The 14,803-nt window shown below is 74.8% G+C and carries 14 protein-coding genes and 1 pseudogene; 4 read left to right on the plus strand and 11 right to left on the minus strand.

All coding sequences use genetic code 11. From position 1 onward, the window contains the following. Positions 1-24: 24 nt before the first annotated feature. The 3 genes and pseudogenes from ABWK59_RS15525 to ABWK59_RS15535 form a co-directional block, all read right to left on the minus strand. Positions 25-891, minus strand: coding sequence for a phosphatase (locus ABWK59_RS15525; RefSeq protein ID WP_354641171.1), 867 nt, complete (start codon positions 889-891; stop codon positions 25-27). Next, entirely contained in the window at positions 888-2,087 is a 1,200-nt protein-coding gene (locus ABWK59_RS15530) for an acetoin utilization protein AcuC (protein WP_354641172.1), read from the minus strand. Before ABWK59_RS15530 ends, ABWK59_RS15525 begins: the two co-directional genes overlap by 4 nt. A 305-nt stretch (positions 2,088-2,392) precedes the next feature. Next, a pseudogene (locus ABWK59_RS15535) lies at positions 2,393-2,518 on the minus strand (HGxxPAAW family protein); the annotation flags it as partial. Between the two features lie 94 nt (positions 2,519-2,612). Between ABWK59_RS15535 and ABWK59_RS15540 the strand changes: the two are divergent. Further along, the gene (locus ABWK59_RS15540) at positions 2,613-3,098 is read left to right on the plus strand and encodes a MarR family winged helix-turn-helix transcriptional regulator (RefSeq protein ID WP_354641173.1); all 486 of its coding nucleotides are present in this window, start codon (positions 2,613-2,615) and stop codon (positions 3,096-3,098) included. Positions 3,099-3,140: 42 nt separating this feature from the next. Here the strand turns inward: ABWK59_RS15540 and ABWK59_RS15545 are convergent, their stop codons facing one another. From ABWK59_RS15545 to proC, 3 genes are all read right to left on the minus strand, one after another. Beyond that, positions 3,141-4,172, minus strand: coding sequence for an MFS transporter (locus ABWK59_RS15545; protein WP_354641174.1), 1,032 nt, complete (start codon positions 4,170-4,172; stop codon positions 3,141-3,143). Positions 4,173-4,599: 427 nt separating this feature from the next. Next, positions 4,600-5,253: an HAD family hydrolase gene (locus ABWK59_RS15550; protein ID WP_354641175.1), complete on the minus strand. Its 654-nt coding sequence runs from the start codon at positions 5,251-5,253 to the stop codon at positions 4,600-4,602. A gap of 68 nt (positions 5,254-5,321) precedes the next feature. Next, a complete protein-coding gene (gene proC, locus ABWK59_RS15555) occupies positions 5,322-6,146 on the minus strand; it encodes a pyrroline-5-carboxylate reductase (RefSeq protein WP_354641176.1) in 825 nt (274 codons plus the stop codon). Positions 6,147-6,360: 214 nt separating this feature from the next. Between proC and ABWK59_RS15560 the strand changes: the two genes are divergently transcribed. Both ABWK59_RS15560 and ABWK59_RS15565 read left to right on the plus strand, forming a co-directional pair. Beyond that, positions 6,361-6,795, plus strand: coding sequence for a hypothetical protein (locus tag ABWK59_RS15560; protein ID WP_354641177.1), 435 nt, complete (start codon positions 6,361-6,363; stop codon positions 6,793-6,795). A gap of 133 nt (positions 6,796-6,928) precedes the next feature. Further along, complete coding sequence (locus tag ABWK59_RS15565; RefSeq protein WP_354641178.1) at positions 6,929-8,194, plus strand: hypothetical protein; 1,266 nt, start codon at positions 6,929-6,931, stop codon at positions 8,192-8,194. Positions 8,195-8,200: 6 nt separating this feature from the next. Here ABWK59_RS15565 and ABWK59_RS15570 read toward each other — a convergent pair whose 3' ends face one another. The 5 genes from ABWK59_RS15570 to ABWK59_RS15590 form a co-directional block, all read right to left on the minus strand. Continuing rightward, complete coding sequence (locus ABWK59_RS15570; protein ID WP_354641179.1) at positions 8,201-8,710, minus strand: EamA/RhaT family transporter; 510 nt, start codon at positions 8,708-8,710, stop codon at positions 8,201-8,203. 134 nt (positions 8,711-8,844) lie between these two features. Beyond that, on the minus strand, positions 8,845-10,689 hold the full coding sequence (ilvD, locus tag ABWK59_RS15575; RefSeq protein WP_354641180.1) for a dihydroxy-acid dehydratase: 1,845 nt from the start codon (positions 10,687-10,689) through the stop codon (positions 8,845-8,847). A 140-nt stretch (positions 10,690-10,829) separates the two neighbouring features. After that, entirely contained in the window at positions 10,830-11,591 is a 762-nt protein-coding gene (locus ABWK59_RS15580) for a class I SAM-dependent methyltransferase (RefSeq protein WP_354641181.1), read from the minus strand. Between the two features lie 72 nt (positions 11,592-11,663). Beyond that, complete coding sequence (locus ABWK59_RS15585) at positions 11,664-12,491, minus strand: sugar phosphate isomerase/epimerase family protein (protein ID WP_420492922.1); 828 nt, start codon at positions 12,489-12,491, stop codon at positions 11,664-11,666. A gap of 458 nt (positions 12,492-12,949) precedes the next feature. After that, the gene (locus tag ABWK59_RS15590) at positions 12,950-13,903 is read right to left on the minus strand and encodes a Ppx/GppA phosphatase family protein (protein WP_354641182.1); all 954 of its coding nucleotides are present in this window, start codon (positions 13,901-13,903) and stop codon (positions 12,950-12,952) included. Positions 13,904-14,032: 129 nt separating this feature from the next. On the opposite strand from ABWK59_RS15590, the gene ABWK59_RS15595 reads away from it, so the two are divergent. Next, positions 14,033-14,794 carry an alpha/beta fold hydrolase gene (locus tag ABWK59_RS15595; protein ID WP_354641183.1) on the plus strand — a complete coding sequence of 254 codons (762 nt, stop codon included), beginning with the start codon at positions 14,033-14,035 and terminating at the stop codon, positions 14,792-14,794. Positions 14,795-14,803: the final 9 nt, after the last annotated feature.

Consider the following 14,803-nt stretch of genomic DNA (forward strand, 5'->3'; position numbering starts at 1 on the left):
GTGCGGGTGGGAAGAGGGGGAAGCTCAGTCCTTGTACGGTGAGAGATCCGCCCGTTGCAGTACGTAGTCGCTCAGCGGTCTGTAGCACTCGGGGGGAGAGCCGTCGTCCACCGGGACGACCACCGCGACGGTGCCCTCGGCCTCGCCGGCGAAGGGGGCGACGTCGTTGCAGTCGGCCAGGCCGCCGGCCGGGATGCCCAGGCGTCCGGCGCCGCAGAGCCAGCCGTGGTCGCCCAGGACCAGGTCGGGCGGGCGCTGTCCGGCCTCGGCGAGGGCGGCCAGGGCGAGCCGTACGGGCAGCGGCGAGTGGGTGTGCAGGAGGTCCCCGGGGAGGGGTTCGCCGGCGGGGTCGCGGCCGTCGAGGGCCCGGACCACGGTCACCGGACCGAGGTGGTCGAGGACGCAGTCGCGCTCACCGTCCGGGAGGGGCTCACGGAAGCACCGGCCGCGCGCGGGGGTGTACAGGGTGCATCCGGCCGCGCCGAGCGCGCGGGCGAGCGCCCCGTGGAAGGGCGGAAGTCTGAGCGGGTGGCCGGTGCCGACCAGCACGGCGCCGCGGCGCTCGGCGGTGCGGGCGATCAGGTCGGCGAGCCGGTCGAGGGCGTCGAGGGTGCGGTCCGGGTCGATCCGGTCGGGCCCGTCGGTGTAGCCGGGGTCGGGGCTGACCCCGCACCGGTCGGCCATCAGGGCCAGGACGGCGGCCTCGTCCCAGGGGCGCTCGGGGTCCAGGCCCATCAGCGACTTGGGGTCGCCCTGGGCGAAGGCGCGGTAGTGCCGCAGGTTGTTGTCGCGCGGGGTGGGCACCTCGGGGCCGGCCAGCCGGTGGCGGAGCAGGTGTGTGCGGAGTCCGGCGCGGTTCACCTCGGCGGGGGTCCCCTCGGCGGTGTTCACGGGAGCAGGCCGTGGTGGGGGAGGACGGCCCGGCGGGCGGCGAGGATCGCCTGGTCGAGGCGGTCGCCGGGGTCGTAGCCGTGGTCGTGGAAGTCCCGCCAGTCGGGGGTGACCCCGTCGGTCATCCGCAGCGGCGGCTGCTGCCGGGTGAGCCGGTGCACCTCGGCGCGCCACGGCTCGGGGGTGAGGGCCGCCGGGTCGACGGGCCGGCCGGCGGCGATGCCCACCAGATGGGTCCAGGTCCGCGGCACCACGTCCACCACGGCGTACCCGCCGCCGCCGGTGGCGATCCAGCGGCCGTCGGCGTACCGGTGGGCCAGGTCGTGCAGGGACTCGGCGACCGCGCGCTGGGCGTCCAGGCTGACCGCGAGGTGGGCCAGCGGGTCCTCGACGTGGGTGTCGGCGCCGTGCTGACTGACCAGCACCTGCGGGCGGAACGCCGCGAGCAGCTCGGGCACCAGGGCGTGGAAGGCGCGCAGCCAGCCGGCGTCGCCGGTGCCGGCGGGCAGCGGCAGGTTGGCTGCGCTGCCGGGCGCGTCGGGGCCGCCGGTCTCGGTGGCCCAGCCGGTCTGCGGGAAGAGCGTGGCCGGGGACTCGTGGAGCGAGATCGTGAGCACCCGGGGGTCGTTCCAGAACGCCTGCTGGACGCCGTCGCCGTGGTGGACGTCCACGTCCACGTAGGCGACCCGCTCGGCGCCGAGTTCCAGCAGCCGGGCGATGGCCAGCGCGGGGTCGTTGTACACGCAGAAGCCGGACGCCCGGTCGGGCATCGCGTGGTGCAGGCCGCCGGCGAAGTTGACGGCATGTGCCGCCTCGCCGCGCCACACCGCCTCGGCGGCGGCCACGCTCTGACCGGCGATCAGCGCGGAGGCGGCGTGTATCGCGGGGAACGCCCAGGTGTCGTCGGTGCCGAGGCCGTGCCGCAGGTCCGGCCGGTCCGGTTCGGCGGCCACCCGCCGCACCGCCTCGACGTACGCGGCGCTGTGCACCAGCCGGAGGGTGGAGTCGCCGGCGGCGGGGGCCGAGCGGAGGGTGACCCCGGGGGCGGAGGTGAGTCCGAACGCCTCCACCAGGCGCATGGTGAGGGCGAGCCGTGTCGGGTCCATCGGGTGGCCCGGACCGAAGTCGTACGAGGTCTCGGCCTCGTCCCAGAAGAGGTGCAGGCCGCAGGGGGTGTCACGCTCGGCGTCGGGCATGGCCCCACCGTAGTGGGTGATCCGCTCCGCGGCGGCGGCAGGGCGCGCGGGGCCCGTACGCGGCTAGGCGCGGGCGGTCCCGGGCACCTGGGCCTCCGTTCCGGGGCGCTGCGTGGCCGGCCTCGGCGCGGAGGTTCGGCCGGCGAGGCGGCAGCCGAGGCAGTCGGGGTGGCCGGCGAGGGCGGCGTGGTCGCGGACCCGCCAGTCCCGCCGGGCGGCGGGCCGGGCCCGGAGGGCTTGCCCCAGCCGGCGAGGTGGAGCACCCAGGTGGCCACGGCGCCGAGGGCGATCAGCAGCAGGCCCGCCACCAGGACCGTGGCCGACCAGGCGGCGAAGCCGATGCCGGCCACGGTGGTGCCGAGGAGCACCACGGCCGAGCCGGTCCAGCCGGCGACGGTGTGCCCCATGTCGTGGTCGCCGTGTGCGCTCATGTCGGCTCCTTTGGTGTGATGGTGCCGCGACCGGCCAGGGCCGCAGACGTTTTATCTCACGAGCTAAGTAACTTAGATGCTAAGGAGTCTCCCCGTGGAGGGCAAGCCGCGCCCCGAGGCCACCCCCGAGCAGGCGCTGTATTCGATGGACCGGATGATCGCGCTGGCCCAGTTCGGCCAGCAGGACATCGCCTCGCGGCTCGGGTTGAACGTGACCGACCTGACCTGCCTCGGGTTCGTCATCGAGGCGGCGCTGGCCGGGGAGTCCCTGCTGGCGGGCGATCTCGCCGAGCGTGCGCACCTCACCACCGGCGCGGTCACCGGTGTGCTCAACCGCCTGGAGAAGGCCGGGTACGTCCGCCGCGAGTCGGACCCCGCCGACCGCCGCCGGGTGCGGGTGGTGATCGAGGAGTCCGCGCAGGCCCGGGCCCTCGCGGTGTACGGGCCGTTCTACGAGCGGATCGGCGCGCTGTTCGCGGACTACACGCCGGACGAGATCGCCGTCATCACCGACTGGTTCACCCGCGCCAAGGCCGCGCTGCAGACCTCGCTGGACGAGATCCGCGACGAGCTGCCGTGAGGCCGCCCGGGCCGGGGCTCGTCCGACCCGCGCCCCGGCGGTTCAGAGCGCCTTCGCCGGGGCCGGGGCGAAGTGCCGGGCGAGCGGGAGGACCAGCAGGATCAGCGCGGTCGGGGCGAGCAGCGCCACCCGGTACGAGCCGGCCCCGGCCAGCGCGCCGACCAGCGGCGAACCCACCAGGAAGCCCGCGTAGTTGAAGAGGTTGAGCCGGGCGACCGCGGCGTCGGAGTCGGCCGGGAAGAGCCGGCCGCCGGCGGCGAACACCTGCGGGATGATCGCGCAGATCCCGAGCCCCAGCAGGGTGAACCCGGCGATCCCGGTGACCGCCTCCGGCGCCGCCGCCGCGACCACGAACCCGAGCGCCGCCAGCACCGCCCCGGTCCGGACCACCGGCACCGCGCCCCAGCGCTGCACCGCCGCGTCCCCGAGCATCCGGCCGAGCAGCATCGCGACCATGTACCCCAGGTAGGACAGCTTGGCCACGTCCTCGGGGCTGGCCAGCGCGTCCGTCAGGTACTTCACGCTGTAGTTGGAGACCGACGCGTCCGCGATGTACGCCGCGGCCATCGCCAGGCACAGCGGCAGCAGCGGCCGCCACGGGATCGAGCGCTCCGCCGCCCGGGCCGCCTCCTGGACGGCGTCCCCGATCTCGGCCGGCCCGGCGAACCGGGTGCCCGCCAGCAGCGCCGCCGGGACCAGCACCGCCGCCGCGCCGCCGAACAGCACCGGCAAGCCGAGCCGGTAGTGCGCCCCGATCCCGGCCAGCGCCGCACCGACGATCGCGCCGAGGCTGAACGCGGCATGGAACCCGATCATGATGCTGCGCCCGTACCGGTGCTGGAGGCCGACGCCGAGCATGTTCATCGAGGCGTCCAGCGCCCCGACCAGCAGGCCGAACACGCCCAGAGCCAGCGCCAGTTGCCACAGCCCGTCGCCGAGTCCGGCGGCCGCCAGGGTGAGGCAGACGGCCGGCTGGACCACCCGCAGCACCGCCCGCGCGCTGGTCCGCCTCACCAGCCGCTCGGACCCGATCGACCCCACCCCGGCCAGCACCGGGACCGCCGCCAGGAACACCGGCAGCAGCGTGTCGTCGAGGCCGTACCGGTCCTGGAGTTCGGGATGCAGGTGACCAGCAGGGCGAAGGTCGCGCCCTGCAGCAGGAACGCCGCGGTCAGCGCCGCCCGCGCCTGCCGCAGCCGGGCGGGCGCCCCGGCGGCCGGCCGCGGCGGGCGCGGGCCGGGCACCGTGCCCGCCCCGGCCGGGCGGGCCCGCTCGGCCGGCCCGACAGGCTCGGCCGGGTCGGTCGGCTCGGCAGGCTCGGCGGACGGCCTCGTACCCGGCATCGACGACCTCGCTCACCACCGGCGCTACCCGCCGGTACGACGACAGTGGGCGAGAGCGTAGGCGCTCCGGCGCGGTGACGGGAGGGGTCGGACGCGGCCAGTTCGGCGGGAGGTGCCCGGCGGGCGGAAGCCGCCTGGTGGGAGGGCGCCCGGCGCGCTCAGCCGGCCAGCAGGGCGGGCACCTCGGCGAGGTCGGTGATCAGGCCGGTGGCGCCGGCGGCGGTCAGCCTGGCGGGCGGGGTGAGGGCCGCGTAGCCGTACACGTCCATCCCGGCCGCCCGGGCCGCCAGCACGCCGTTGGGGCTGTCCTCCAGCACCAGGCAGCGGGCGGGGTCCACGCCCATCGTCCGCGCCGCGTGCAGGAACAGGTCGGGGGCGGGCTTGCCCACGCCGACGTCCTGCGCGCTGAAGACCAGGTCCTCCGGGAAGTGGCCGGCCAGGCCGGTGAGGCGGTGCGCGGTGCGGATCCACGCGTGGTGCGCGGAGGAGGCCACGCAGTACCGGACGCCGTCCCGGCCGAGGTCCCGGAGCAGCCGGTCGGCGCCGCGGACGGGCGTCAGTTCCGCCTCGAAGGCGGCGAACACCCGGCCGTGGAACAGTTCGTCGAAGCCCTCGGGGAGCTTCGCGCCGTAGCGGTCGGCGATCACGTCGTGCACGGTGTGGGCGGCACAGCCCATGAAGTCCCGGTACGAGTCCTCGGTGGTGGTGGGGTGGCCGAGCTCCGTCAGGTACTCGGCCAGGACCCGGTTCGATATCGGCTCGCTGTCCACGAGCACACCGTCGTTGTCGAAGATCACCAGGTCGTACGTCACCGCCCGACCCTAACCCCCGGCCGGATCGGCGAGCCCACCCGGTCGCCCGGTGGTCGACCGCTCCGCGGCTACTTGCCGCCGGAGGCGAGTTCGCGGGAGCGGTCGCGGGCGGCTTCGAGCGCGCCGAGGAGGGCGGCCCGGACGCCGTGGTTCTCCAGTTCGCGGATGGCGGCGATGGTGGTGCCGGCCGGCGAGGTCACGGCCTCGCGGAGCTTGACCGGGTGCTCGCCGGAGTCGCGGAGCATGATCGAGGCACCGATCGCGGACTGGACGATCAGCTCGTGGGCCACGTGCCGCGGCAGGCCGAGCAGGATCCCCGCGTCGATCATGGCCTCGACCAGGAAGTAGAAGTACGCCGGCCCGGAGCCGGAGAGGGCGGTGGCGGCGTCCTGCTGGGACTCGGGCACCCGCAGGGCCTTCCCGACCGAGCGGAAGATCTCCTCGGTTCGTTCGAGGTGCGCCTCGGCGGCGTGCGACCCGCCGGAGATGACGCTCATGCCCTCGTCGACCAGGACCGGGGTGTTGGGCATGACGCGGACCACCGGCGTCCCGGCGGCCAGCCGGGACTCGAACCAGGAGGTCGGGATGCCGGCCGCCGCCGAGATGACCAGCCGGTCGGCGGCGATCTGCGGGGCGAGTTCGTCGAGCAGCACGCCCATGTCCTGCGGCTTCACGGCGAGGATCAGGGTGTCGGCGAGCTTGGCGGCGTCCGCGTTGGAGACGGCGGTGACGCCGTACTTGGCGGTGAGTTCCTCGGCGCGTTCGGGGCGGCGGGCGGTGACCATGACGTCGGCCGGGTCCTTGCCGGCCCGGAGCAGGCCGGAGAGGAGGGCCTCGCCGATCTTGCCGGTGCCGAGGAAGGCGATCTTCTGTCCGGTCCCGCTGCTGGTCATGAGCCGCTCCTTCGTCCGCTGCTGCGGCCCATCCTCGCACCGGCGGACGCTCGGACGGCGGAACGTCCGACCTGCGGGCACCGCGCCACCGGATCCGCCCGCCCGGCCCACCCCCGGCCCGCTCCCCCGGGTCGTCCTCGGGGGAAAGTCAGGGTCTTTCCCTATGGTCCACCGGCGGGTGCGGGGGGACCGTGGAGGCATGGGACACGGAGAGTTGTCACGACGTGAGAGCCGTCAGGCCGCCGTCGCCTCGGCGACGTTGGGGCCGTGGCGGACGGCCACCGCGGTGGGTGCGGTGGTGGGTGGTGCGGCGCTGGGCGTGGAGATCGTGACCGGTCACTGGGCGATGGACATCCTGGCGTTCCCGGCGAGTCTGGGCCTGTTCTTCTTCTTCCTGGTGGGCACGGTCGGCGCGCGTCTGCGCCGGGACGCCGGGGACCGGCGGCTGCACCGCTGGATGGAGGAGCACCCGTGGCAGTCCGCGCTGCCGGCGGCCGGTGCGCTGTGGGCGCTGAACACGGCGGCGCTGACACTGCTGGGTGGTGACGGGCTGTTCGAGGCGCTGTTCACCTCGCTGCTGCCGGCCGGTGCGCTGCTGGCGGTCGCGGGCGTGGTCGGGTCGGTGAAGCAGGCCCGCGAGAAGCCCTGAGGCCGCTCCGCGGGGCCGGTTGCGGCGGGGGCGGCCGACAATGCCGGGCAATTGGACGCAGAACGCGTCCGCCGCCCGCTGAGCGGCCCACCCTCCCACCGGCGCTGTCGGCCGCCCTGGCCATACTGTGCGCGTGCCGACAGCCGAAGATCCAGATCCCCGCCCCACCGAGGACCCGTTCGCCGATCTGGTCCTGGACGAGGAGTTCGTCCGGGCCGCCACCGTCAAGGAACCATCGGGCCGTGCCCGGATGCTGACCGAACGGTGGAAGCGCCACCCCCCGCCCGAGGCCGAGCCGTGGCGTCCGGCCACGGAGGTCCGTCGCGGCCGCTTCGGCCGCCGGGCGGGCCGGGCCGACCGGCCGGGTCGGATACGGCGCGGCGGGCGGGGCTGGCAGACGCCGGTGTTCGTGGTGCTGGCCGCGGCGGTGACGCTGGCGGCGCTCAACGTGGACCGGCTGCGGGACTGGTACCAGGGCTCCGGTGACGGCTCCGCCTCCTCGGCGCCCGCGCTGCCGACGGCCAAGCCCGGGTCCGGGGCGCAGCAGGACCCGACGGTGGACCACCCGTGGGCGGGTTCGCCGGCCGAGGGCTGGGGGTCCGGCGCCGAGGCGCTGGCGCTGCCGCCGGCACAGGCGGTCGGCGCGTTCTCCGAGCAGCAGGTCGCGGAGCAGCTCGGGCTGGTCCGGGACTTCCTGGCTGCGTCCAACCTGGACCCGGCGGTGATCGCGGGCGGCCGTCCCGAGGCGGCCCTGGCGCTGCTGGACCTCAAGGGGCACGACGCCGCCGACGCCGCCCTGGCGAAGCCCGCGGACGGTGCCGACCCGACCTCCTGGTTCAGCCGGTTCGACCCGCGCGAGGCGGTCCAGGTCGGCGGTGCGGTGAAGCTGCAGGGCCGGATGTCGGTGGCCGGCGACGGCGACAACGGCGTGCTGGTGCACACCGACTTCACCTTCGTGTACGCGATGCGGCCGGGTCCGGAGGCCGGGCGGCGGGCCGCCTCGCCGAAGCCGTCCGCCAGCCGTGGGCCGTCCGCGCCCGGCGGGAGCGGCGGTGACGGCGGGGCGAAGCCGGTGGGCTGGGTGCAGCCGGTCGCGGACGCCCCGGGCAACACCCCGACGGCCCGCACGATCGTCCGCCGGGTGATGACCTTCCGGTTCTACGACCCGGCGCGGTACCGGGCCAACCCCAAGAAGATCAACATCAGCGAGCGGTCCTCCGACGTGGGCAACACCGCCTGCCAGGTCTTCGACGGCTTCTACCACCCCGAGTTCCCGCAGTTCGCCCGGATCGCCCCGGACCCGCGGCAGTCGGGGCCGGCCGTCGACCCGTACGACGACAAGCGGGCGATGCCCAAGGAGGGCGACACCGGGGACTGCGGCACGGCCAGCCGCACCTGAGCCCGGTCAGCCGCGGCGCCTGCGGGTGCCGAGGCCGGGACCGCCACCGCCGCGGCGCTCGTACCGCTCGGTGGCGGCCCGGTACGCGGCGCGGTGGACGGCCTCGCCCGGCGCCTCGGTCAGGCTGCGGAGGAAGTACGCGGCCAGCGCGCCGGCGAAGCCGATCAGCCAGACGGCGCCGAGCGAGCGCTCCTCGGCCATCCAGCCGCTGAGCGAGTCGCGGCCCTCGGAGAGCAGCTTCCAGGTACGGACGGCGGCCAGGCAGGTGCAGATGCCGATGGCCGCGATCAGCAGGCCGTCGACCAGCCCGCCGGCGTCGGAGAGCTGGACGCCGGAGACGGCGAAGCGCAGCACCAGCGCACCGGCGGCGGTGGCGGCCAGCGCGCCGAGCGCGACCAGCACCCGCCGCGCCCAGTAGCCGTCGTCGTGCTCCACCCAGCTGGTGCCGAACCAGCGGATCGGCTCCGGCCGGGGTGCGCCGGCAGGCTGGGGGGTCGGGGTGTTCCGGTCGTCCACGAGTCCGATTATCGCCCGCCCGCGGGCGACGACGGCGGCACGGCGCCGGTCCTGGCGGAGCGGGCGGCCGGTACGGCGGAGGAGCCGCCCCGGGGTGGGACGGCTCCTCGACGGCGTGCCGGGCGGGCGGTGGGTCAGCCGAGCTTGCCGACGTCGCGGACGGCGCCCTTGTCGGCGGAGGTGGCCATCGCCGCGTACGCCTTCAGGGCGGCGCTGACGTGCCGCTCGCGGGTGCGCGGGCGGTAGCCGGTGCCGGCCTCCAGGCGGGCGCGGCGCGCCTGGAGCTCCTCGGCGGTGACGTCCAGTTCGATGGTGCGGGCGGGGATGTCGATGGTGATCGGGTCGCCGTCCTCGACCAGGGCGATGGCGCCGCCGGAGGCCGCCTCGGGCGAGATGTGGCCGATCGACAGGCCCGAGGTGCCGCCGGAGAAGCGGCCGTCGGTGATCAGCGCGCAGGCCTTGCCCAGGCCACGGCCCTTGAGGAACGAGGTCGGGTAGAGCATCTCCTGCATGCCGGGGCCGCCCTTGGGGCCCTCGTAGCGGATGACGACGACGTCGCCCTCCTTGACCTGCTTGGCGAGGATCTTCTCGACCGCCTCGTCCTGGGACTCGCAGACCACGGCCCTGCCCTGGAAGCGCCAGATCGACTCGTCCACGCCGGCGGTCTTCACCACGCAGCCGTCCTCGGCGATGTTGCCGTACAGGACGGCGAGGCCGCCCTCGACCGAGTAGGCGTGCTCCACGCTGCGGATGCAGCCCTTGGCGGCGTCGGTGTCCAGCGAGTCCCAGCGCTCGGACTGCGAGAACGCCTCGGCGGAGCGCTTGCAGCCGGGGGCGGCGTGCCAGAGCTCGACGGCCTCGGCGGACGGGGAGCCGCCGCGGACGTCCCAGGTCTTCAGCCACTCGGCCATCGAGGCGGAGTGCACGGTGCTGACGTCCTCGTTGAGCAGCCCGCCGCGGTACAGCTCGCCGAGGATGGCCGGGATGCCGCCGGCCCGGTGGACGTCCTCCATGTAGTACGAGCCGTTCGGGGCGACCTTGGACAGGCAGGGCACCTTGCGGGAGATCGCGTCGATGTCGCGCATGTCGAAGTCCAGCTCGGCCTCCTGGGCGGCGGCGAGCAGGTGGAGGATGGTGTTGGTCGAGCCGCCCATGGCGATGTCGAGGGCCATGGCGTTCTCGAAGGCGGCGCGAGAGGCGATCGCCCGGGGCAGGACGGACGCGTCGTCCTGGTGGTAGTACCGCTCGGTGATCTCCACCACCGTGCGGCCGGCGGTCTCGTACAGCGCCTTGCGGGCGGTGTGGGTGGCGAGGACGGAGCCGTTGCCGGGGAGGGAGAGGCCGATCGCCTCGGTCAGGCAGTTCATCGAGTTGGCGGTGAACATGCCGGAACAGGAGCCGCAGGTCGGGCAGGCGTTCTCCTCGATGATCGCGATGTCCTCGTCGGAGACGTTCTCGTTGACCGCCTGGGAGATCGCGTCGACCAGGTCCAGCTTGCGGACGGTGCCGTCGACCAGCACCGCCTTGCCGGCCTCCATCGGGCCGCCGGAGACGAACACCGTCGGGATGTCGAGCCGCAGCGCGGCCATCAGCATGCCCGGGGTGATCTTGTCGCAGTTGGAGATGCAGATCAGGGCGTCCGCGCAGTGCGCGTTGACCATGTACTCCACGCTGTCGGCGATCAGGTCGCGCGAGGGCAGCGAGTAGAGCATGCCGTGGTGGCCCATGGCGATGCCGTCGTCCACCGCGATGGTGTTGAACTCGCGCGGGATGCCGCCCGCCTGCTTGATCGCCTCGGAGACGATCCGGCCGACCGGCTGCAGGTGGGTGTGGCCCGGCACGAACTCGGTGAAGGAGTTCGCCACCGCGATGATCGGCTTGCCGAAGTCCTCGCGGGCTACGCCGGCGGCGCGCAGAAGGGCGCGCGCGCCCGCCATGTTGCGACCGTGGGTGACCGTGTTGGACCTCAGCTGGGGCATCTCGCTCGACTCCTTCGGAGACCGGTTTGTCTATCGAGCCTACGCCCCACGTCCGGCCGCCGGACGCGCTGTCCGCGATGCGGTCAGCGATTCCGGCCAGCGGAGCGGCGGGGTTCGGGGGCGGGGTTCACCCGGGAGGCTCAGCGCGGCCTGCGGACGACGAACAGGTCCAGCAGGTAGGGCTCGGTGAGGGAGCCGTCCGGGAACACCGCCGCCAGCGCCGACCGCTCCGCCGCCAGCACCCGCTCCCGCTGCCCGGACGGGAGCACCGCCAGGTAGGAACGGGAGGAGAGGTCCGCCAGGTGACCCTCCAGGGTGACCCGGCGCTCCCAGCGCAGCGTCACCCGCTCCACCGGGACGCCGTGCTCCCCGAACCAGGTCACCGCGTCCGTCACCCCGCCGTAGAAGTGGTACGAGGGCAGCGCCGCCACCAGCCGCTCCTCCTGCGCCCGCAGCCACGGGACGGCGCGGTCCTTGACGTTCCAGAACAGCGCGAGGACGCCCTCCGGGCGCAGCACCCGGAACGCCTCCGGCACCGAGCGGTCGGGGTCGGTCCAGTGGAACGCCTGGGCGTACGTGACCAGGTCGGCGGAGCCGTCGTGGAACGGCAGCGCGTCACCGACGCCCTTCACCACGGGGATCCGCGGGCTGACCGCGCGCAGCCGGGCGGCCATGCCGTCGCTCGGCTCGACCGCGAGGACGCGGGCGCCGCGGGCGGCCAGCAGCCGGGTCGCGATGCCGGTGCCGGCGCCGACGTCCAGCACGTCGGCGTCCTTGAGCGGGCGGCCGGCGAGACGCTCCAGCTCGTCGAACAGCTCGGCGGGGTACGACGGGCGGGCGGCGTCGTACTGCGCGGCGACGGGGCCGAAGGAGAGGGCGTGGGCCTGCTGAAGATCCGTCATGGAGCCAGCCTAGGCGGGGCCGCGGCGCCCGGGCGGGTGAATCCGTGGGGTACGGGCGCCGGGCGACGGGCGTCAGGCCCGGCGGGCCGGGGTGGCGAGGTGGAGGCGGGTGAAGGCGAGGGCTTCGGCGAGGTCGGCCTCGCGTTCCGCCGGGGACGCGGAGCGCCGGGTGTTGACCTCCAGCACGATGTGGCCGTCGAAGGTGCCGCGGGCGAGCTGTTCCAGGAGCTGACCGCAGGGCTGCTTGCCGCGGCCCGGAATGAGGTGCTCGTCCTTGCCGGAGCCGGAGCCGTCCGCGAGGTGGACGTGGGCGAGCCGGTCCCCCATCCGCCGGACCATCTCCAGCGCGTCGATCCGGGAGGTGGCGGCGTGCGAGAGGTCCACGGTGAAGTGCCGGTAGTCCTCCTCGGTGACGTCCCAGCCGGGGGCGTACGCGAGCATCTCGCGGTCCCGGTAGCGCCACGGGTACATGTTCTCGACGGCGAACCGGACGTGGGTCTCGCCCGCCATCCGGGCGATCCCCTCGACGAACTCGCGGGCGTACTGACGCTGCCAGCGGAACGGCGGGTGGACGACGACGGTGTCCGCGCCGAGCTTCTCGGCTGCGGCCCGGGCCCGGACCAGCTTGGTCCACGGGTCGGTGGTCCACACCCGCTGGGTGATCAGCAGGCAGGGGGCGTGCACGGCGAGGATCGGCACCCGGTGGGCGTCGGAGAGCCGTCGCAGGGCCTCGATGTCCTGGCTGATCGGATCGTTCCAGACCATCACCTCGACGCCGTCGTAGCCGAGCCGGCCGGCGAGTTCGAAGGCGGTGGCGGTGTTGGCGGGGTACACCGAGGCGGTGGAGAGCGCCACCTTGGTGTCGGGGACGTGCAGTTCGGGGTGCGGGGGCAGGACCAGCCGGTCGGTGGTGCGCAGCAGCGGGTCGCGGCGGGCTGGCCGCTTGCGGGGGGTCCGGACGGTGTTGACGGCGCGGACGTGCTGGACGGCCCGGGCGACCTTCTTCACCTGCGCGGCCTTGGCCGCCTTGGCGGAGCGCACGGTCTGAGCGGTGCGGGACGCGGCGCGGCCGACCCGGCCGGGCGGGAGGGGTTCCTCGGGGCGGGTCTCCGGTGCGGGCCTGGTCTCGGCGTCGGCCCGGGGCGGGCGGCGCGGACGGCCGGCTCTCGGCTGCCGCTGCTCGGCAGCGCGGTCCGGTCGCGTTCCGTCCTCGTCCGCTGGTTCCGCCACGGGACACAGCGTATGCGGCCGGGCCGGATCGTGGGGCGTCCCCGGGCCGTCGGCCGGGTGGCCGGGGCGTTCGGGTCACCTCCCGCAGGGCCCGGCCGGCCCGGCGCGGCAGCGGCCCGGGGGGGGTGTCAGCCGGTGAGGGCGGGGCGGCGGTCGGGGGCGCCCATCGCGTCGAGCCGGCGCAGGATGATGCCCTCGCGCAGCGCCCAGGGGCAGATGTCCAGCTCGTCGAGGCCGAACAGGTCCATGGCGGCGTCGGCCACCAGGGCGCCGGCGAGCAGCTGTCTGGCGCGGCCCTCGGAGACGCCGGGGATCTGGGCCCGCTCGGCGGGGGTCATGGCGCTGAGCCGGGGCAGCCAGGCGGTGAGCCCGGAGCGGGTGAGGGTGCGCGGCACCCGGAGGCCGGCGCCCTCGGGGGCGGCGCCGGTCATCCGGGCCAGCTGCTTGAAGGTCTTGGAGGTGGCCACGGCGTGGTCGGGGGTGCCCAGCCGGGCGAACTCGCCGGCCACCTGGGCGATCTCGGCCCGGATGTGGCGGCGCAGCTCGCGGAGGTCCGCGGGGTCGGCGAGGTCTCCGGGGAGCCGGGCGGTGAGCCGGCCGGCGCCGAGCGGCAGCGAGCAGGCCACGTCGGGCTGTTCGTCCCGGCCGTAGGCGATCTCCAGCGAGCCGCCGCCGATGTCTAGGTTGAGCAGCCGCCCGGAGGACCAGCCGAACCAGCGGCGGACGGCCAGGAAGGTGAGCCGGGCCTCGTCCTGCCCGGAGAGCACCCGCAGGCCGACGCCGGTCTCCTCCTCCACCCGGCGCAGCACGTCCTCGCCGTTGGCGGCCTCGCGGACCGCCGAGGTGGCGAAGGGCAGCAGGTCGGAGACGCCCTTGTCCTCGGCCACCCTTATCGACGAGGCGACCATGGCGACCAGCTTGTCGACGCCGGCGGGGGTGATCGCCCCGGCCTCGTCGAGCAGCTCGGCCAGCCTCAGCTCGGCCTTGTGCGAGTACGCGGGCAGCGGGGCAGCACCGGGGTGGGCGTCCACCACGAGGAAGTGGACGGTGTTGGAACCTACGTCGAGCACACCGAGTCGCATAACGGTCCACGCTACGGCACGGGGCCCGCTCACCTGCCCGGATCCCGCTTCTCCGGTTGGCCGCGCGGCGGGGCGGGGAGGACTGGGGCACGGTCACCACCCACCCATCTCCCCCGAGGGGAACGGATCATGACGATCACTCACCGCACGGTCGGCTCCGGCGAGAGGCGGGTCATCGTGCTGCACGACTGGTTCGGGACGAGCGCGGGCTGGGGGGCGTTCCCGGAGCACCTGGACGGCGACGCGTTCAGCTACGCCTTCCTGGACTACCGGGGCTACGGCGAGCGGAAGGACGTGCCGGGCGAGTACACCCTGGCCGAGATCGCGGCGGACGTGCTGGCGCTGGCGGACCAGCTGGGCTGGCCGGAGTTCTCGCTGGTCGGGCACTCGATGGGCGGCAAGGCGATCCAGCGGGTGCTGGCCGAGGCACCGCACCGGGTGCTGCGGGTGGCCGGGATCACCCCGGTCCCGGCCGCCGCGTACCCGCTGGAGGGCGACGCGTACGACCTGTTCCACGGCGCGGCGCAGCGGCCGGCGAACCGGCGGGCCATCCTCGACCTGGTGACCGGCCACCGGGCCACCGCGGTCTGGCTGGACCGGATGACCGTCCGGTCGCTGGAGGAGTCCCGGCCGGAGGCGTTCGCGGCCTACCTGCGGGACTGGACCACCCAGGACTTCGCCGCGAAGGTGGCCGGGCAGCGGCTGCCGGTGCGGGTGTTCGTCGGCGAGTACGACCTGGCGCTGACCGCCGAGGTGATGCGGGCGACCTGGCTGGCCCACTACCCGGACGCCGCGGTGGAGGTCCTCGGCAACTGCGGGCACTACCCGATGCACGAGATCCCGATCGCCTTCGCCACCACCCTGGAGGCGTTCCTCCGCGCGGAGGAGTAGCCCCCACGC

It is taken from the genome of Kitasatospora sp. HUAS MG31 (assembly GCF_040571325.1).
GTDB classification, from domain to species: domain Bacteria; phylum Actinomycetota; class Actinomycetes; order Streptomycetales; family Streptomycetaceae; genus Kitasatospora; species Kitasatospora camelliae.